Consider the following 18,616-nt stretch of genomic DNA (forward strand, 5'->3'; position numbering starts at 1 on the left):
AGCCTGGCCACAAGCCGGGCAGAGCCGACTTTCCGGCCGGGGTCACCACCCGCGGCCGGTGAAAGGGTCTCCATGATCGAGTCATTGCTGATCGCCAACCGGGGCGAGATCGCCCGTCGGGTGATCAAAACCGCCAGGCGGCTGGGCGTGCGCACTGTCGCCGTCCATTCCGAGGCGGACGCCGGCCTGCCGTTCGTCGCCGAGGCCGACGAGGCGGTGTGCATCGGCGCGCCGCAGAGCTACCGTGACGCCGACGCGATCCTGGCCGCCGCGAAATCGACCGGCGCCCAGGCCATCCACCCCGGCTACGGCTTCCTCAGCGAGAACGCCGACTTCGCCCGCGCCGTCGAGGCCAACGGCCTGATCTGGGTCGGCCCGCCGGCCGGCGCGATCGCCGCGATGGGCGACAAGATCAACGCTCGCAACCTGATGGCCGCGGCCGGCGTGCCGGTCGCGGCGGGCACCCACGACCCGGCCGCCACCGTCGAGCAGGCGATCGAGGCCGCCGCCACGATCGGCTATCCGGTGATGGTCAAGGCCGCGGCGGGCGGCGGCGGCATGGGCATGGCGGTCGCCGCCGACGAGAGCGCCCTGCGCACCGAGTACGACAAGGTCCGCGCGTTCGCCGAGCGGATGTTCGGCGACGGCTCGGTGCTGATCGAGCGCTACTTCCCCCGGGTGCGCCACGTCGAGGTGCAGATCCTCGGCCTCGCCGACGGCCGGGTGGTCGCGCTCAGCGAGCGGGAGTGCTCGGTGCAGCGCCGCAATCAGAAGCTGGTCGAGGAGGCGCCGTCCCCCGCGGTCGGCCCTTCGACGAGAGAAGCGCTGCTGGCCGCGGCGGTCAAGGCCGGCGAGGCGGTCGGCTACCGCAACGCGGGCACGGTGGAATGCCTGCTCGACCCGGCCACCGGCGAGTTCTTCTTCCTCGAGATGAACACGCGGCTGCAGGTCGAGCACCCGATCACCGAGCTGATCCACGGCCTGGACCTGGTCGAGGAGCAGCTGCGGATCGCGTCCGGGCTGGCACCGACCTTCGCCGAGACGACGACGAAGGGCCACGCGATCGAGCTGCGGATCAACGCGGAGGACCCGAAGCGCTTCCTCCCCGGCCCCGGCAAGGTCACCACCTGGGTCGAGCCGAGCGGCGACGGCGTCCGCGTCGACGCCGGTTACGCCGAGGGGACGACGGTCACCCCGTTCTACGACTCCCTGATGGCCAAGCTGATCGTCTTCGGCGCCGACCGGGCGGACGCGATCGCGAGGGCGCGCGCCGCGGTGGCCGGGTTCGCCATCGCCGGCCCCAAGAACAACCTGCCGTTCTTCGCCGAGCTGCTGGAGAACGAGGAGTTCCTCGCCGGCGACTACGACACCGGCATCGTCTCCCGGATGAGGTGAGTTTGATGAGCTCTGTCAGCATTCGCGAGGTCGCCCCGCGCGACGGCCTGCAGAACGAGGAGCCGATTCCGACCGAGTCCAAGGTGCGGCTGATCGACGCGCTGAGCGAGACGGGCGTGCGGCGGATCGAGGCGGTCTCGTTCGTCCACCCAAGGGCCATTCCGCAGATGGCCGACGCCGACGACGTCTGGCGCCAGATAGCGAAAAATCCGGACATCCGGTACTCGGCGCTCATCCCCAACGCGAAGGGCGCACAGCGCGCGATCGCGGCCGGATTCCGCGAGATCGAGGTGGTGGTCTCGGCCAGCGACACGCACAACCGCCGCAACCTCAACCGGTCCACAGCGGAGTCACTGGACGGCATCGCGGCCCTGATACCGCAGGTCCACGACGCCGGGGCCACCCTCGAGGTGATCGTGGCGACCAGCTTCGGATGCCCGTTCGAGGGCGACATCGACCCGGACCGGGTAGCCGGCATCGTGGCTCGGGTCCGCGCCGACGGCGCGGACCGCATCGCCTTCGGCGACACGACCGGCATGGCGACTCCGCGCCGGGTGCGTGATCTTCTTTCGGCCGTACGTCCCGACCTGCTGCACTTCCACAACACCAGGGGTACGGGTCTGGCGAACATCCTGACCGCGCTGGAGCTCGGGGTGACCGAGTTCGACGCGAGCGTCGGCGGGATCGGCGGCTGCCCGTACGCGCCGGGCGCCTCCGGCAACGTGGCGACCGAGGAGGTCGTCCACATGCTGCACGACATGGGCATCGACACCGGAATCGACCTGGATCGCCTGATCGAAACGGCCGAGATGGCCGAGAAATTGCTCGGCCGCACCCTCCCCTCGGGCGTCCTGCGCGCCGGCCCGCGGACGAGACTGGTGTGATTTCGGCGGCGTCCCGCTGCGACCGTTTTTCCTATTTGCCCGCGTGACCCTCGCTCGGCCGCTTCGTTACCAATAACGAGTGGCCGATGTCGCTCGAAGGTCGACGACGAGGGGCGGACCGATGACGGGCAGGGGAGTCGAGCGCGTCGCGCGCGCGGCGTACCGGCCGTCCGTGTCCCCCGCCGCAGCGGCCGCGCCCTTGCCACCTCACATCCAGGGGGTGGAGCGGCGCCGGAGCCGGTGGGGTCTGCGCCTGCTCGTCGTCGGTGGCCTGGCCGGTGCGGCCTGGCTGCTCACCGGCGCCGCCGCGAACGCCGCCGACCGAACCGGCGAGCCCGACGGCTCGCTGCTCGGCGCGGTCGTCGACGGCGACGCCACCGCGCCGGTCACCGGACTCCTGACGGCGGCCGTCCAGCCGCCGGAGGCCGTACCGGCCCACAGGCACGAAGTCGTGGCCGACATCCTCGACGTTCCGCGGCGGGTGCTCGCCCATCCCGTGGAAGCTGTCAGCGAGGTCACCCACGGCCACACCGGGACCACAGCGGACCCCACCGTCGGTGGGATTGCCACGGTCCTGCGGGAGGTCGCCGGACCACTCCGCCTCACCGGCGGACCGGACCTCGCCCCGCAGCGGGTCATCGCCACGCTGACCGGCACCGATGTCGCCGTTCCGGACGCTGGTCCGGTTGTGGCACGGCCCCAGCCGGCGGTTGCGCCGGTGCCGGCCGAGACCGGGATTCCGGAAATGCCGGCGGCGCCGGTCGACGAAGCGCCGATGACGCCCGCACAGGTCAGCAAGGCCTTGCCGGTTCCGGCCGCCGCCGCGGTACGCGCCGGCGCCGCGCTCCGGCTCACGAGGGCCGCCTCGCATCACTTCGCCCGCCGGCATCGTGCCGCCCATCCGGCGGTGACCGAGCGGGCGACGGCCGACGAGCACTGGGCAACCGGTGAGCGCCCGGCCGGCGACGGGCCGGCCACACCACTGCAACTGCACCTCGGAGACGTCAGCGGCACCCCGACCACCGGGTCGGGGACACGGACGGACGGTGGCTCCGCGGCCTTCCTGCCGGCCACGATCGTGAGCAGCGCGATGGCGAGCCATCCGCCGGCGATCGTGTCCGACGTCGAGGTCCGGCGGCACGACGCCGAGGCACCGACCGTCTCACCTGACTGAGTGATGGCGTCCGGCGGTCCGCCCGACCGCCGGCAACCGGCCGGCACCGGCTTCGGTGTCCGCGTTCCGGCTCGATTCCTCAACCGTTTGCGAACAAGCGGCGAATCGCACGACGCCTGAATCACACGCAACCGCACCGAAGCGCCAACCGGGGCGCATGTCGACAAGCGGAGTCAGGGCAAGAACAAAAAGAGCCAGGGCACCGCTGCGCCCGAAATGCAGTACCGGAAATGCATAACTGAATATGTCACACCATTTGCCGAAACATTTATGAAAGGCACTTCTTCGTATGAAGACTTGGGTTCGCAAGACTCTGAGCGTCGGTGTCCTGGCCGCTGGCGCCCTGCTGTTCGCCCCGGGCGCCGCGCAGGCCGACAACGGCGGCATCCGCCAGACCACCGGCGTCAACAGCGGGATCCTCAACGGCACGCAGATCGCGGTGCCGGTGCGGGTGCCGGTGAACGTCGTCGGCAACTCGCTCGGCATCCTCGGTATCGCAAACGCGCAGGGCGTCGGGGTCAACGACCTGGAGAGCGCCCACACCACCGAGGGACGCCGTCGCGGCCCGCGGGCCGTTCAGGCCACCGGGGTCAATAACGGCATCCTCAACGGCACCCAGGTGTACCTGCCGATCAACGTGCCGGTGAACGTCGTCGGCAACTCGATCGCCGCGCTCGGCGTCGCCAACGCGACCGGCGTGGGCGCCAACAAGATCCACGAGAGCGCGCACACCACCGAGGGTGGCTGGGGCGGCGACCGCCAGATCACCGGCGTCAACAACGGCATCGCGAACGGCACGCAGATCTACGCGCCGATCGACGTTCCGATCAACGTCTGCGGCAACTCGATCGCCCTGCTGGGCGGCGCCTACTCGCAGGCCCTCTGCGCCAACAACCTCGGTGGCGGTTTCGGCCACGGCGGTTTCTGGAAGAAGGAGAGCGCCCAGGCCGCCGGCGGCGCCCGGCAGATCACCGGCGTCAACAACGGCATCGCGAACGGCACCCAGCTGCTCGCCCCGATCAGCCTGCCGGTGAACCTCTCCGGAAACTCGGTCGCGGTGGCCGGCGTCGCCAACTCCCGCGCCATCTCGAGGAACGAGTCGGGCCACGGCGACGACTTCGTCCAGGCGACCGGCGTCAACAACGGGATCCTGAACGGCACCCAGATCGGTATCCCGATCAACGTGCCGATCAACGTCTGCGGTAACTCGCTCGGTATCCTCGGTGCGGCCAGCTCCACGGCCGGCTGCGTGAACGACCTCGGCGACGACGACTGGGGCCGGGACGGTGACCACCACGGTCACCAGGGTCACGGCCACAAGGGCCACGGCCACAAGGGTCACGGCAACGGTCACGGCGACAACGCCGGGGACAACGGCGTGGCGGACGACAACGGCCCCGACTACATGGGCAACGGCGGCGTCGCCGGGTACGGCGACACCAAGCCGGCGAACGACGACGTCACGGGCCAGGCCGACGACTCGTACGGCAGCGTCCAGGCCACGGGCTCGAACAGCCGCTCCAACGGTGGCCGCGAGGCCGCCGAGGGCTCGCCGGTCGAGGACCTGACCGAGGCCGTCGGCAGCGTCTCGGACACGTCGGGCCTGGGCAAGCTGGGCCTGCTCAACACGCTGCGCTGAACGGAGGCGACAGCAGGTAGGACCGGGTAGCGCCGTCCCGGGCGCGACCCGTGCGACGCCGGAAGGCGTCGGGCAGGGCCGGTGTCCCTCCACGGCACCGGAAGCAGGAAAACGGACGGGAGTTCTCGCAGCCGGCGAGGGCTCCCGTCCGCGTTGTCGGTGGTCGGCAGGTTGCGCTACCCTAACGGTCGTTAAGGTTCTAACGCTCGTTAAGGAGCCCAACTTGACCATCGACGAGGAGGCGCTCGCGCAGACCCGCAAGCGCGTGCTGGCCGGCGGGGCCGAGCGCTATCACGCCGCCAACGCGGCGAAGGGCAAGCTCTTCGCCCGCGAGCGGGTCGCCCTGCTGGTCGACGAGGGCTCCTTCGTCGAGGACGGCCTCTATGCCAACAGCCTCGCCGATGGCCTGCCCGCCGACGGTGTGATCACCGGAACCGCCCGGATCGACGGCCGCGATGTCTGCCTGATGGCCAACGACTCCACGGTCAAGGCGGGCTCCTGGGGCGCCCGTACGGTCGAAAAGATCATCCGCATTATCGAGCGGGCTTATCAGTACGGCGTTCCGATGATCTACCTGGTCGACTCGGCCGGCGCGCGGATCACCGACCAGGTCGACCTTTTCCCGGGCCGCCGCGGCGCCGGCAAGATCTTCCACACCCAGGTGCGGGCGTCCGGCTCGATCCCGCAGGTGTGCGCGCTGTTCGGCCCGTCCGCGGCCGGCGGGGCGTACATCCCGGCGTTCTGCGACGTGGTCGCGATGGTCGACGGCAACGCGAGCATGTACCTCGGCTCCGACCGCATGGTCGAGATGGTCACCGGGGAAAAGACGACGCTCGAGGCGATGGGCGGCGCGCGGGTGCACTGCGCCGAGTCGGGCGTCGGTCACTTCCTCTGCAAGACCGAGCAGGAAGCGCTCGACACCGTCCGCACCTACCTGTCGTACCTGCCGTCCAACTGGCAGAACGTTCCGCCTGCGGCGGAGGCGAAGGAGCCGGCGGGTGGCGATCTGGCCGCCTTGGTTCCGGCCAGCGAGCGTCAGGCTTTCGACATGCGGCGGTACGTCAAGGGCCTGGTCGACGCCGGTTCGTTCCTGGAGATCCAGGCCCTGTGGGCGAAGGAGCTCACGGTCGGGTTCGCCCGGTTGAACGGCGAGGTGGTCGGCGTCCTCGGCAACAACTCGATGTTCAAGGGCGGCGTGCTCTTCGTCGACTCGGCCGACAAGGCGACCCGCTTCATCCAGCTCTGCGACGCGTTCAACGTGCCGCTGATCTTCCTCTCCGACGTGCCCGGCTTCATGGTCGGCTCGGCGGTGGAAAAGCAGGGCATCATCCGGCACGGCGCCAAGATGATCACCGCCGTCTCCGAGGCCACGGTGCCCAAGATCTGCGTGGTGGTCCGCAAGGCGTACGGCGCCGGCCTGTACGCGATGGCCGGCCCCGGCTTCGATCCGGACGCCACGATCGCGCTGCCCACCGCCAAGATCGCGGTGATGGGGGCCGAGGCCGCGGTGAACGCCGTCTACGCCAACAAGATCGCGGCTCTGTCCTCGGCGGAGGAGCGGGCGGCCTTCGTCGCCGAGCGCCGCGCCGAGTACGAGCGCGACATCGACATCATGCGGCTGGCCAGCGAGCTGGTCGTCGACACGGTCGTCGAGCCGGGCGACCTGCGTACCGAAATCATCCGCCGACTCGCCGCCGCCCGCGGCAAGGACCGCGGCTTCTCGCGGCGCCGGCACGGCGTCACGCCCGTCTGACAGGAGTAGGACCATGGTGGACTTCCGGCTCGACGAGGAGCAGGAGGCGCTGCGCGCGACCGTACGGGACTTCGCGCGTGAGCAGGTGGCGCCGGTCATCGCCGAGCACTACGAGAACAAGTCGTTCCCGTACGACCTGGTGCGCCGGATGGGCAAGATGGGCCTGTTCGGGCTGCCGTTCCCCGAGGAGTACGGCGGCATGGGCGGCGACTACTTCACGCTCTGCATCGCGCTCGAGGAACTGGCCAGAGTGGACAGCTCGCTCGCGGTGACCCTGGAGGCCGGGGTCTCGCTGGGCGCCACGCCGATCTACCGGTTCGGCACCGCCGAGCAGAAGGAGCGGTGGCTGCCCCGGCTGACCAGCGGCGAAGGGCTGGCCGCGTTCGGGCTCACCGAGCCGGGCTCGGGCACCGACGCCGCCGCGATCGCCACCCGCGCCGAGCTCGACGAGTCGACCGGCGAATGGGTGATCAACGGCAGCAAGGCGTTCATCACGAACTCCGGCACCGACATCACCCTGCTGATCACCGTGATGGCCGCGACCGGCACCAACCCCGACGGCTCCAAGGAGCTCTCCACCATCATCGTGCCGGCCGGCACGCCGGGCCTCACCGTGGCGCCCGGCTACTCCAAGGTCGGCTGGTGCGCCTCCGACACGCACGAGCTGTCGTTCGACGACGTACGCGTCCCGGCCGGCAACCTGCTCGGCGCCCGCGGCCGCGGCTTCGCCCAGTTCCTGCGGATCCTCGACGAGGGCCGGATCGCGATCGCGGCGCTCGCCGTCGGCCTCGCCCAGGGCTGCGTCGACGAGTCGGTGAAGTACGCCGAGGAGCGGCGCGCCTTCGGCCGTCCGATCGGCGATTACCAGGGCATCCAGTTCATGATCGCCGACATGGAGCTGCGGGCACACACCGCGCGCCTCGGCTACTACGACGCCGCGGCCCGGATGCTCGCCGGCGAGGACTTCAAGCGGTACGCGGCGATCGCCAAGCTGCACGCCAGCAACGCCGCCATGGAGAACAGCCGCTACGCCACCCAGGTGCACGGCGGGTACGGCTTCATGAACGAGTCGGCGGTCGGGCGCTTCTACCGGGACGCCAAGATCCTTGAGGTCGGCGAGGGAACGTCCGAGGTCCAGCGCATGTTGATCGCCCGTGGACTGGGCCTCTGAACTGGACATATCTCGTAAATGATGGCCAGCCTTCGGTCCGCTTTCCGACATCGTTGGATGTGCGCTCGCCGCTATGGACGTACGTGCATAGGTTCGGACCATGGCACAGGCGGAAGCGGGCCCGAGCGGCTCAGGCTTCGACGTCGTGCTGCGCCGGCACCGGCTGCGGGTCAGGCTCACCCAGGAAGAGCTGGCCGCCCGTGCCGCGATCGGGGTGCGGACGGTCCGTGACCTCGAGCGTGGCCGCGCCTCCCGCCCGCAGCGCACGACCGTCGAGCTGCTCGCGGCCGCGCTCGGCCTGTCCGGCGCCGAACGGGATGCCTTCCTCGCGGCGGCCCGCGGCCAGGTCTCCGACGATCCGCTGCCGCCCACCTCGTTTCTCAAGATCCCGCCGACCGCCGAGCTGATCGGCCGCGACGACGACGTCGCCGAGCTGGCCGCCCGGCTCGGCGCGCCCGACGGCCCGCGCGGCGTCACGCTGGTCGGCATCGCCGGCGTCGGCAAGACCAGCCTGGCCGTGGTGGTCTCGCACCGGGTCGCCGAGGCCTATCCGGGCGGCGTCGCGGGCATCGTGATCACCGATGGCTCGTCGGTCGGCGAGATGCTCGGCAGCGTCGCCGCCGCGTTCGAGGTCGGCCACCCCGATGACCTGCGCGGACGCTTCGCCGGGCGGGCGGCGTTGCTGTTCATCGACGCGGTCGAGCGCTCGCCCGAGGCCGTGGCCGAGATGGTCGGCCGGCTGCTCGACCGCATACCGTCGCTGCGCTTCCTGGCGACCGGCCGCCACCCCGTCGGGTTGCCGGCCGAGCGGGTCTGGCCACTGGCGCCCCTGGTCGCGCCGCCGGCCGACACGGCAAACTCGCTGGCGGCCGTCTCGGCGTACCCCGCGGTGGCCTTGTTCTTGGAACGACTCGGCCGGGTCCGCCGCACCCACCTCGAGCCCGACGAGATCGCGCCGCTCGCCGATCTGGTCCGCCGTCTCGGCGGGCTCCCGCTCGCCATCGAGCTGGCGGCGGCGCGCGGCCGGGTGCTCACCATCCCCGAGATCCTCGACCGGTACGGCGATCGCGTCCTCGACCTCGATCGGCCCGGCGGCGGCGCGGTCTCGCTCCGCCACGCGGTCGCCGCCAGCTACAACCTGCTCAACCCCGGCGAGCAGCGGGCGCTGCGGCTGCTCGCGATGTTCCGCTACCGCTGGTCGCTGGCGCTCGCCGAGCAGATCACCGAGGGCGCGCAGACCGACGGCGCCGACGTCGTCCACCTGCTCGACCGGCTGCTCGAGCTGGGCCTGGTCAGCGTGCGCGGCAGCCGGACGGTCCGGTTTCGGCTGCTCGAGTTCGTGCGCGACTACGCGGCCGAGCGCGCGGCCGCCGAGGGCGAGATCACCGAGGCGCGTCGCCGGCACGCCGTGGTCCTCGCCGACCTGGCCCAGCAGATCGCGCCCGACCTGATCGGCACCAAGCTGGCCGAGGCCGCGAGCCGGCTCGACGACGTGGCCGGTGACCTCGGCACGGCGCTCGCCTTCGCGGCCGGCGAGGACCCGCACACCGCGCTGCGTCTGGCGGCCGCGCTGCCGCGCTGGTGGCGGTTCCGCGGGCGGGATGTGAGCGGGCGGCAGTGGCTGCGGCGGCTGCTCGCCGATCCGCGCACCGCCGACGCCGACCCGTGGACCCGGGCGTGGGCCAAGGTCGGCCTGGCCCAGCTGGCGATCGAGCACGGCGCCGCCGCCGAGGAGATCGATTCGGCGACCGCGGCGGTGGCGGAGTTCGAGCGGCTCGGCTCGGTCGGCGGGCAGCTCGCCGCGCACACCCAGCTGGCCGGTCTGTTCATGGCCACCGGCGGCTACGACGCGGCCCGGCGCCACGGCGAGGCGTCGCTCGCCCTGGCCCGCCGCAACAGCCAGGTGCGCGACATGGCGGTGGCGGAGAACAACCTGACCTGGCACGAGATCCGCGAGGGCGACCTGGCCGCGGCCCGTCGCCGGCTCGCCGCGGTGGACGACCTGGCCAGCCAGTGCGGGGAGGAACGGCTGCGCGCGCTGGCGATGGCCAACCTCGCCGAGGTGGCGCGGCTGGAGGGGCGGCCGCAGGAGGCCGAGACGCTGGGCCGCCGGGCGATGCGCGAGCTCGAGCGGGTCGGCGACCCCAACCATCGGCGCCGGCTGCGGGCCACCATCGGGCTGGCGCTGGCCGAGCTGGGCCGGGTCGACGAGGCGCTCGAGGTGCTGGAGCGGCTGCGGCTGCCGGAGGACCTGCCGCCGGACGGGCCGGCCGCGGTGGTGGAGGCGGCGATCGCGCTACGGCAGGGCGAGCAGAAGCGTGCGGCCGAGTGTTTCGCGCGGGCGGCCGAGGCGTACGACGGGGCGCACGACCGGCGCGATCTGGTGGAGGCGCTGGTCGGCCTGATCGTCAGCACACCCGACCCGGACGAGAAGGTCGTCACGACTCGCCGGCTGACCGAGTTGTGTCGAAGCGGCGGGATCACCCTGCTGCCGCGCGAGCGGGAGCGCCTCGGCAGGTAGCTCCGCTGGGCCGGCGTTCATGCCCGCTGCGTGTTGGGGCTCTTGGCCCTGCGCGGCGGGTTCTTGCCCCTGCGCGGCGGGTTTGTCCTGCGCGGGGGGAGGGAGGTGTGGCGTGGACGGCCGGCGTTCGTGCCCCCCACGCGCCGGCCGTCGCAACGCCCCACCAGTAACGCGGCGAGAACGATGGCTCCCCCGTCAGCCCCGTAGTCGCCATGTCGCGCCGCATCCCCCTTGCGCAGAGAACAGTAGCCGCGGCTGGCGCGCCCGACGGGGAGATATGTCCGTTAAGACCCCCGAGTCGCCCGGTTCTGCCGGTACTTCTGCCGGTTTGGCGTTCGGTGCCCTCCGCCCGGGCCGCCTCGCTCCGCGGGGGCCTCAGGCCGCTTCGACGGCCGGCTCGCCGGCGCCGGCGGTGGCGCACGGATTCACGGCGTCGCGGATCTTTCGCAGCGACTCGAGCGTGCCCGCGAGCTGCTCGGGAGTGAGCTGCCCGATGAACCACTCCTGCACGAGGGCGAGGTGACCGGGGAGAACGGCCTCCAGGCGCTCGCGTCCGGCGTCGGTGATCACCGCGTACGAGCTGCGGCGGTCGCTGGAACAGGCCTCGCGGCGCACCAGGCCGTCCCGGTCCATCCGGTCGACCACCCGGGTCACGCCGCTGGTCGACAGCGAGGTCTGACCGGCGAGATCGGTCATCCGGAGGCGGTGGCCGGGCGAACGGGCGAGGCGCATGAGCACCTCGAACTCGACGGCGGAGAGGCGGTGCTCCTCGAATTGCGCGGCGAAGCGAGCGGTCAGCCCGATGTACGCCTCGGCGAACAGGCCGACCGCCGTGAAGCGGGGGTCATCCAGGTTGGTACTCACAGGTGCCATCCTACCTCACTTCACTTGACAAGAGGAATGTTGCACGGTCTATAGTTGTTACGTCACGCAAACGACCCACATCAACGCTTGAAAGAAGGATGAAGTCATGACCGAGTCCGTCGCCGCCGGCACCCGTCCGTTCGAGGGTCTTCAGATCCCGGCCGCTGGCACCTACGTGCTCGACGCCGCACACAAGCGAGTCGGTTTCGTGGCGAAGCACCTCATGATCGCCAAGGTTCGTGGCCATTTCGCCGAGGCCACCGCGACCATCACCGTCGGCGACGACCCGCTGCAGTCCTCGGTGACCGCGTCGATCAACGCGGCCAGCATCGAGACCGGCCAGGTCGACCGCGACAACCACCTGCGCAGCGGCGACTTCTTCGAGGCCGAGAAGTACCCGACCCTCGAGTTCCGCAGCACCGGCATCAAGTCGCACGCCGGCGCCGAGTTCGTCCTCGACGGTGAGCTCACCATCAAGGGCGTGACCAAGCCGGTCGAGCTGGTCGTCGAGTTCGAGGGCGCCACGGTCAACGGCTACGGCAAGCCCATCTTCGCGTTCAGCGCGCACACCGAGATCGACCGCGAGGACTGGGGCCTGACCTGGAACATGGCCCTCGAGTCCGGCGGCGTCATGGTCGGCAAGAAGGTCAAGATCGAGATCGAGGGCGAGGCCGTCCGCCAGGACTGACCCTTTCCCGGCACGAGCTGGGCATTCGTCCACAATCGAGCCGCCGTCCGCATCGTGGACGGCGGCTCGATGCTGTCTGGCGTTCTCGCGGTCCGGGATGGCAAGGTGGACCGAGCGCATTCGTGCGCTCACAGCGGGGTGATCGAAAGTCCATCTCGTCCCTGTGCCGGGAGGGTACGTGGGCAAGGAACTCGCAACGATCGCCTTCGCGCCCGAGGACCGGGTCACGTACCGGCGCAAGGTGCGCCGATGTCTCGACGTGCTCGCGCGACTGCTCGACGACGACGCGTTCGCGACCACCGACGGGATGACCGGCCTGGAGATAGAGCTCAACCTCGTCGACGACGCCGGCCGGCCCGCCATGCGCAACGCCGAGGTGCTGAGCTACCTCGCGGACCCGACCTTCCAGACCGAGCTGGGTCAGTTCAACCTCGAGCTCAACGCGCCGCCGCGCCTCATCGGGGGCGACGGCTTCGGGGCGTACGAACGGGAGATCATCGAGTCGCTGCGCCGCGCCGCCGACCGGGCCGGCAAGGCCGACAGCGGGGTCGTGCTGATCGGCATGTTGCCCACGCTCTCCCCCGACGACCTGGTGCTTGCCAACCTCTCCGCCAACCACCGGTACCGCCTGCTCAACGACGAGATGGTCGGCGCTCGGGGCGAGCAGTTCCACCTCGACATCCGCGGTGTCGAGCGGCTGCAGACCGCCAGCGACTCGATCGCGCCCGAGGCCGCGTGCACGAGCGTGCAGTTCCACCTCCAGGTGTCGCCCGACCGGTTCGCCCGGTACTGGAACGCCGCCCAGGCGATAGCCGGCGTGCAGGTGGCGATCGGGGCGAACTCGCCGTACTTCCACGGCCGGCGGCTGTGGGCCGAGACCAGGATCGCCTTGTTCGAGCAGGCCACCGACGTGCGCCCGGACGAGCTCAAGGCCCAGGGCGTACGCCCGCGGGTCTGGTTCGGCGAGCGGTGGATCACGTCGGTGTTCGACCTGTTCGAGGAGAACGTCCGCTATTTCCCGCCGCTGCTGCCGATCATGACCGATGAGGACCCCGACCGGGTCCTGGCCGCGGGTGGCGTGCCGCACCTCGGCGAGTTGCGCCTGCACAACGGCACGGTCTATCGCTGGAACCGCCCGGTCTACGACGTGATGGAGGGCCGGCCGCACCTGCGCGTGGAAAATCGGGTGATGCCCTCCGGGCCGACGGTCGTCGACCTGCTGGCCAACGCGGCCTTCTACTTCGGTCTGGTGCGGCAGCTGGCCGAGGAGGAGCGGCCGGTCTGGTCCCAGCTCACCTTCGCGGTGGCCGAGGACAATTTCCATCGCGGGGCACGGGACGGCATCGCCGCCGTCATGAACTGGCCGTCGCTCGGCGAGGTGCCGGTGACCGAGTTGATCAGCGCGGTGCTGCTGCCCAAGGCTCATCGCGGGCTCGACCGCCTCGGTGTGGACCCCGCGCACCGGGATCGTCTGCTCGGCATCATCGAGGGGCGCTGCCGGGTGGGCCGCAACGGCGCCGCCTGGCAGACCGAGGCGGTCTGCGCGGCCGAGCTGCGCCGCGGGCTCAGCCGCCAGGCGGCGCTGCACGACATGCTGATGCGTTACTGGGCCTTGCAGCAGAGCAACGAGCCCGTGCACACCTGGCCCACCGACTGACTGCCGCCGTTCCGAATCGGCCTAATCGGTGGACTTCGGGTTGATTCGGGCGATGGTCGGCGTGGCCGGCGGCGGAGTGACGGTCGACTTGGGATCGGCGGGCTCGGTCGGCTTGGCTGCCTTCTTGGCGCGCGGACGGCCGGTGCGGGCGGCCGCGGCGATCTCGGGGTCGGCTGGGTCGGTGCGGTCGGTGGTGTTGGTGGTGTTGGTGGCGTCGGGTCGCGCGCCTGGGTGGCCGGTGACCGGGGCCGGTGCCTTGGGCGCGGTGGTGATCGGGGCCGGTGCCTTGGGCGCGGTGGTGATCGGGGGCGGGGCCTTGGGCGGGTCGGTCAGGGCATTGGGGGTGCGTGTCGAGGACGAGTTGGGCTTGGGGCCGGGCTTGGGACTCTGCGCCGGGGTGGGGGCTGGGCGCGGGTCGGGGGCTGGGGTTGCGGTCGGCCGTGGGCGGGGCGCGGGGGTGGGCTCGGTCGGGCGGGGTGTGGGGGCGGGCACCGCGGCGTTGCCGGCGGTGGCATCGGCGTGGGGTGTGTCAGCCAGGGCTGCCGTGTCGGGGGTGTCGGTGTCTTCGGTGGTCTGGTCGTCCGCGGCGGGGGTTTCCGGGCGGATGGCCATGGATTTTCCGGCGGCCACGGCCAGGGCGGAACCAGCCAGGCCGGCCAGGACCGCGTAGGGGGCGATCAGGTAGGCCGACTCGATGGCGGCGGGGGTGCCGGTCAGCCGCGGGGAGAGGGCCAAAAAGGACACGGCGACCAGGAGTGGGCCGACCGCGCCGGAGGTCGCGGCACCCACGCCCAGGTCGCCTCGGCGGACGGCGCCGAGGACGGCGATGACGCCGATCAGGAAGGCGGCGCTGAGGGTGAGCAGGGCGCTCGGCCAGGAGATCACGCCGTAGCGGGCGGCGATGGTGGGCTCGGCGAACTGCCAGCTCGACAGGTACGTGGCGCTGTCGCGGCCGGCCGCGAGCTCCACGATGATCGCGGTGATGGCCAGGGCCCAGAGCCAGGCCGAGGTGGCGATCAGGTTCGCGGCGACGGGACGGGACCAGATCGCCCAGTAGGCGACGATCACGCCCAGCAGCACGCCGAGCAGGGCGTAGCCGGCGGCGATCAGTTGGGGGGAGTGTGCGTCCAGCCGTACGGCGGAACGGGCCGGAAGCGCGATCAGCGCGACGGCCACCAGGGCCCCGACCCCCGCAAAGGCCGCGAAAGCCACCCGCCAAGGCCAGGTGAGCCGCCTCGCCGGCGCCGCACCGAGCCGGCTCGCGATGACCGCGCCGAAGACGGTGGCGCTCGCGGTGATCCACGTGGCCCAGCCGAGGCTGCCCAGCCACTCGCTCCGGTCCTCGGTCACGGTGACCGGCCAGACGATGACGCCCAGGCCGTAGCCCAGACCAAGTTGCGCGGCGCCGGTGCCCGCGGCCACTCCGGCCGCGGTGGCGACCCGTGCTGTCCAGCCCTTCTCGGCCATGCGGGGCACTGTAGCGGTCACTGCCTATACCTGCTAATCCATCGGCGGTGGTCGCAACGGGAGCGCGGTTACCACGTGTCCCGCAAGATTGGATACGTTGACCCGGGCGGGTGACGATCGCGGAGGAGCGACCCATGTCCGACGAGAGCGACGAGACGCGGCGCGTCCCGCCCGTGGACGACTCGACCATTCCGGTGGACGACTCGACCACTCCCGCGGACGACTCGGCTCCCGGCGGGCGGCTCGACGACACGCTCGCCGACGATGCCGAGGTCGGGCCGGCCCCGGCGGATGACGATGCCACCCGGGTCGCGCCGGCTGTGTCTGCGGGTGACGATGCCACCCGGGTCCAGCCGGGCGTGTCTGCGGGTGACGATGCCACCCGGGTCGCGCCGGCCGCCGGGCGGGATGACGACTGGGCGGCCAGCCGCGCCAATCCGGTGTGGTCGGGGCGGGCCGAGGTGCGTTCGCCGCTGCCGGGGCAGGCGAGCTACGACACCGACTGGTCGGACGCGCCGGTGGCGGTGCCCGAACAGCGCGACCGGTGGTGGATGCCGATCGTCGTCGGGATCGTCGTGCTGATCCTGCTCGGCGTGCTGGCCTGGGCGATCTATCTGATCGTGCAGAACTCGGGCGGCACCGGGCCGGCCCCGACGACGCCCTCGACCGCACCGGCCGCGACGACGACCACCCCGCCGTCGACGGCGCCGAGCACGGCGCCGTCGACCGAGCCGACGACCACGGCTCCGACCACGACGGCCACGACGCAGGAGCCGACGACCTCGGTCACGGTGCCGGCGCTCAAGGGCCTGTCGCTGGCGGACGCGCGGGCGGCCCTGAACCGCATGGGGCTGCGGTATCGCGTGCTTCCGATCGACAGCACGGCGGCGCCCGGGACGGTGATCGACAGTGATCCGGCGGAGGGGCAGGAGGTACCACCGGACACGAGAATCACCATCGTGGTCGCCCAGCCGGCCGGGGCGCCGACCACCACCGCGACCACCGCGCCGACCGGCGCGACACCGACCGACTAGCGGCCGACCGACTAGCGGTTGGTGCGGGCCCGGGTGGGAACGGTGCCGGAGACCATGCCGGGCTGGCGGCCGTTGCGCATCCGCGGGTCGGGCGCCTTGCCGACCGCTCGCAGGCCGCTGACCTGGACGAAGATGGAGCGCCGCTCGACCGCGTCGCCCGCCGTGTTCAACTCGTACCCGTCAAGCCAGATCCAGCCCTCATACGTCGGCCAGTCGTGGACCCGGATGACCCGGAAGAGCATGGGCGCCGCGAACTGGACGCTTGCTGCCTTCGTCACTTGTATGACATCGCCGGACCGAGGTAACACGTCGTCTCCTGCCCTGGAACTTGTCGCGCGGTCAACCTTGACACAGAAGCACTAAGTGTGCCCGGTCGAAACACCATTGCAAGCTCATGACAATGCCAATCGCCAAAAGCGTTGCAGAACGTTACCGTCGCCGATCTCGCCAACGTCGTAGAGTGGATCAGTCCACCCTGGACGATGGGTTTGCCGGACCCCCGTGGACGATGCCGTTTCGGCGTGCCGGGCCGGACTCGGCTGCATCACCCGAGGTGGCGCAGTGACGCGGGCCGTACCGAAAAGATTGCACCACGAGTCGTGTCGATGCAAGTTGCATGTACGTCTTCCGTGATTGTCGGTCTTGTCGGACGGGTTGTCTTGAACGAATAAATGATCGACAGAGAGACTGAAGAAGTGAATCAGCACCGCAGTCCCACCATTCGACGGCGCCGTCTCGGGGTCGAGTTGCGCCGGCATCGGGAGGACGCGGGCATCACGATCGACGTCGTGGCCGATCGGCTCGGATGCTCGCCGTCCAAAGTGTCCAGAATTGAGACGGGGCATACCAGTGCCACACCCGGCGACGTGCAGCACATATTGGACATTTACGGCGTAGACGACTCGATCACGGCGGAGCTGGTGCAAATCGCTCGCGAGGCCCGGCAAAAGGGATGGTGGCATCCATACTCCACCGTTCTCACCGGCGCCTACGTCGGCCTCGAGACCGCCGCTCGCTCGATCGGGGCATATGAGCAGCAGGTCGTTCCGGGATTGCTGCAGAGCGAAGAGTATGCAATTGCCCTAATTCGTGGTGCCCGTCTGGGCGACACCGAACAGGAAATCGAGCAGCGGGTCCGTGTCCGGATGCAAAGACAGGCGTTATTGATTCAGGACGATCCGATCGATCTTCGGGTGGTGCTCGATGAAGCGGTGCTGAGCCGGCCGGTCGGCGGTGACGCGGTCATGCTTGATCAATTGGGGAAATTGATCGAGGCCGCCCGCCTGCCGAACGTCGCGTTGCAGATCCTGCCGTTTGCGGCCGGCGCTCATGCCGGCATGGATGGCTCGTTCGTGATTCTCGAGTTCGAGGAGGAGGGAGACGCGGATGTGGTGTTCATCGACAACGCGACCGGCGGGCTGTTCCTGGAGAAGTCCGAGGAGCTCGGCAAGTACATCCCGCTCTTCGACGCCATCCGGTCGTCGGCCCTCCCGCCGGAGGAGTCCATAGAGATGATCGAATTGCTGATAGAGGAGCCATTGTGGAAGTCGAAGCGAAGGGTTTCCGGCTCGATCTGAGCAGGGCACAGTGGTTCAAGAGCACGCGCAGCGGTCCCAACTCCGACAACTGCGTCGAGGTGGCGTTCGTCGACGAGGCCATCGCGGTCCGCGACTCGAAGAACCCCGACGGCCCGGCGTTGATCTTCACGCCCGCCGAGTGGGATGCGTTCGTGGGCGGTGCGAAGGACGGCGAGTTCGACCTCTGACCTCGCCATATGTCGAATAGCGGCCGGCCCGTCCGCGGCGCGCGGATCGGCCGGCCGTAGTCATTTTCCTGCTCGCCTCGTTGAACGGCACAAGCGCGGACCGGTCCGCGCGGACGGCCGGACATCTCCGAGCGAGGCAAGGCAGACATATGACCATTGGTTCCGAAAACCTCAGCAACGGCTCCACGACGGCGCAGGACCGGTTCAGCGGTGGGGTGACCGCCTACCGGCAGAACCGGCGCGCGGAGCTGTCGAGCGACAGCGGCGACACCGAGCTGATGTCGCGCGCGAGCAGTTCGGGTTTGCCGACGCGGTCGCCGGGCCGGTCGCACAGCATCGAGCCGACCGGTGCGCTCGACCGTGCGCCCAAGCTGCCCTCGCTCGATCTGCAGGGCCTGGCCGAGCCGGTGTTTCCGTCGTCGGGCTGGCCGGACTCGGGCTCGCAGTCGATGGCCGATCACCCGTTGCTGCGGGGCCTGCTGCTGGAGCTGCCGTCGCGCGGGTCGCTGCCGCCGTCGGACTGGCTGGACCGCTGGTTCGAGGCGGCGCGGTCGATCCTCGAGCTGCTCTACGTGCAGGAAGCCAAGAAGAGCTAGCTCCCGCG

General features: G+C 70.6%; 16 protein-coding genes. 13 read left to right on the forward strand and 3 right to left on the reverse strand.

The genetic code is table 11. The features are described from left to right. Positions 1-72: 72 nt before the first annotated feature. The 7 genes from ACFQS1_RS31980 to ACFQS1_RS32010 all read left to right on the forward strand — a co-directional run bounded on the left by ACFQS1_RS31980 (position 73) and on the right by ACFQS1_RS32010 (position 10,537). Entirely contained in the window at positions 73-1,395 is a 1,323-nt protein-coding gene (locus ACFQS1_RS31980) for an acetyl-CoA carboxylase biotin carboxylase subunit (protein ID WP_378975621.1), read from the forward strand. Positions 1,396-1,397: 2 nt separating this feature from the next. After that, positions 1,398-2,279: a hydroxymethylglutaryl-CoA lyase gene (locus ACFQS1_RS31985; protein WP_378975623.1), complete on the forward strand. Its 882-nt coding sequence runs from the start codon at positions 1,398-1,400 to the stop codon at positions 2,277-2,279. Between the two features lie 121 nt (positions 2,280-2,400). Next, the gene (locus ACFQS1_RS31990; protein WP_378975625.1) at positions 2,401-3,453 is read left to right on the forward strand and encodes a hypothetical protein; all 1,053 of its coding nucleotides are present in this window, start codon (positions 2,401-2,403) and stop codon (positions 3,451-3,453) included. A 289-nt stretch (positions 3,454-3,742) separates the two neighbouring features. Next, on the forward strand, positions 3,743-5,092 hold the full coding sequence (locus ACFQS1_RS31995; protein WP_378975627.1) for a chaplin family protein: 1,350 nt from the start codon (positions 3,743-3,745) through the stop codon (positions 5,090-5,092). A gap of 223 nt (positions 5,093-5,315) precedes the next feature. Next, complete coding sequence (locus ACFQS1_RS32000; RefSeq protein ID WP_378975629.1) at positions 5,316-6,845, forward strand: acyl-CoA carboxylase subunit beta; 1,530 nt, start codon at positions 5,316-5,318, stop codon at positions 6,843-6,845. Positions 6,846-6,861: 16 nt separating this feature from the next. Next, on the forward strand, positions 6,862-8,016 hold the full coding sequence (locus tag ACFQS1_RS32005) for an acyl-CoA dehydrogenase family protein (RefSeq protein ID WP_378975681.1): 1,155 nt from the start codon (positions 6,862-6,864) through the stop codon (positions 8,014-8,016). Between the two features lie 100 nt (positions 8,017-8,116). Continuing rightward, the gene (locus ACFQS1_RS32010) at positions 8,117-10,537 is read left to right on the forward strand and encodes an ATP-binding protein (RefSeq protein WP_378975631.1); all 2,421 of its coding nucleotides are present in this window, start codon (positions 8,117-8,119) and stop codon (positions 10,535-10,537) included. A gap of 375 nt (positions 10,538-10,912) precedes the next feature. Here the strand turns inward: ACFQS1_RS32010 and ACFQS1_RS32015 are convergent, their stop codons facing one another. Next, the gene (locus ACFQS1_RS32015; protein ID WP_378975633.1) at positions 10,913-11,410 is read right to left on the reverse strand and encodes a MarR family winged helix-turn-helix transcriptional regulator; all 498 of its coding nucleotides are present in this window, start codon (positions 11,408-11,410) and stop codon (positions 10,913-10,915) included. 97 nt (positions 11,411-11,507) lie between these two features. Between ACFQS1_RS32015 and ACFQS1_RS32020 the strand changes: the two genes are divergently transcribed. Beyond that, positions 11,508-12,089, forward strand: a complete 582-nt coding sequence (locus tag ACFQS1_RS32020) for a YceI family protein (RefSeq protein ID WP_378975635.1) — start codon at positions 11,508-11,510, stop codon at positions 12,087-12,089. 178 nt (positions 12,090-12,267) lie between these two features. Continuing rightward, on the forward strand, positions 12,268-13,746 hold the full coding sequence (locus tag ACFQS1_RS32025; protein ID WP_378975637.1) for a glutamate-cysteine ligase family protein: 1,479 nt from the start codon (positions 12,268-12,270) through the stop codon (positions 13,744-13,746). 21 nt (positions 13,747-13,767) lie between these two features. Here ACFQS1_RS32025 and ACFQS1_RS32030 read toward each other — a convergent pair whose 3' ends face one another. Continuing rightward, positions 13,768-15,213 (reverse strand): Hansenula MRAKII killer toxin-resistant protein 1, encoded by a 1,446-nt coding sequence (locus ACFQS1_RS32030; protein WP_378975639.1) that lies wholly within the window; start codon positions 15,211-15,213, stop codon positions 13,768-13,770. Between the two features lie 134 nt (positions 15,214-15,347). Here ACFQS1_RS32030 and ACFQS1_RS32035 point away from each other — a divergent pair, with 134 nt between their 5' ends. Continuing rightward, entirely contained in the window at positions 15,348-16,247 is a 900-nt protein-coding gene (locus ACFQS1_RS32035) for a Stk1 family PASTA domain-containing Ser/Thr kinase (RefSeq protein ID WP_378975641.1), read from the forward strand. Between the two features lie 11 nt (positions 16,248-16,258). Here the strand turns inward: ACFQS1_RS32035 and ACFQS1_RS32040 are convergent, their stop codons facing one another. Continuing rightward, positions 16,259-16,555, reverse strand: a complete 297-nt coding sequence (locus ACFQS1_RS32040) for a hypothetical protein (RefSeq protein ID WP_378975643.1) — start codon at positions 16,553-16,555, stop codon at positions 16,259-16,261. A 387-nt stretch (positions 16,556-16,942) separates the two neighbouring features. Between ACFQS1_RS32040 and ACFQS1_RS32045 the strand changes: the two genes are divergently transcribed. From ACFQS1_RS32045 to ACFQS1_RS32055, 3 genes are all read left to right on the forward strand, one after another. Beyond that, positions 16,943-17,824 carry a helix-turn-helix domain-containing protein gene (locus ACFQS1_RS32045; protein WP_378975683.1) on the forward strand — a complete coding sequence of 294 codons (882 nt, stop codon included), beginning with the start codon at positions 16,943-16,945 and terminating at the stop codon, positions 17,822-17,824. Then, positions 17,788-18,012, forward strand: a complete 225-nt coding sequence (locus ACFQS1_RS32050; protein WP_378975645.1) for a DUF397 domain-containing protein — start codon at positions 17,788-17,790, stop codon at positions 18,010-18,012. The genes ACFQS1_RS32045 and ACFQS1_RS32050 overlap by 37 nt, the downstream gene beginning before the upstream one ends. 149 nt (positions 18,013-18,161) lie before the next feature. Beyond that, positions 18,162-18,608: a hypothetical protein gene (locus ACFQS1_RS32055; RefSeq protein ID WP_378975647.1), complete on the forward strand. Its 447-nt coding sequence runs from the start codon at positions 18,162-18,164 to the stop codon at positions 18,606-18,608. Positions 18,609-18,616 lie beyond the last annotated feature (8 nt).

This window comes from Paractinoplanes rhizophilus, from assembly GCF_042664765.1.
Lineage (GTDB): Bacteria > Actinomycetota > Actinomycetes > Mycobacteriales > Micromonosporaceae > Actinoplanes > Actinoplanes rhizophilus.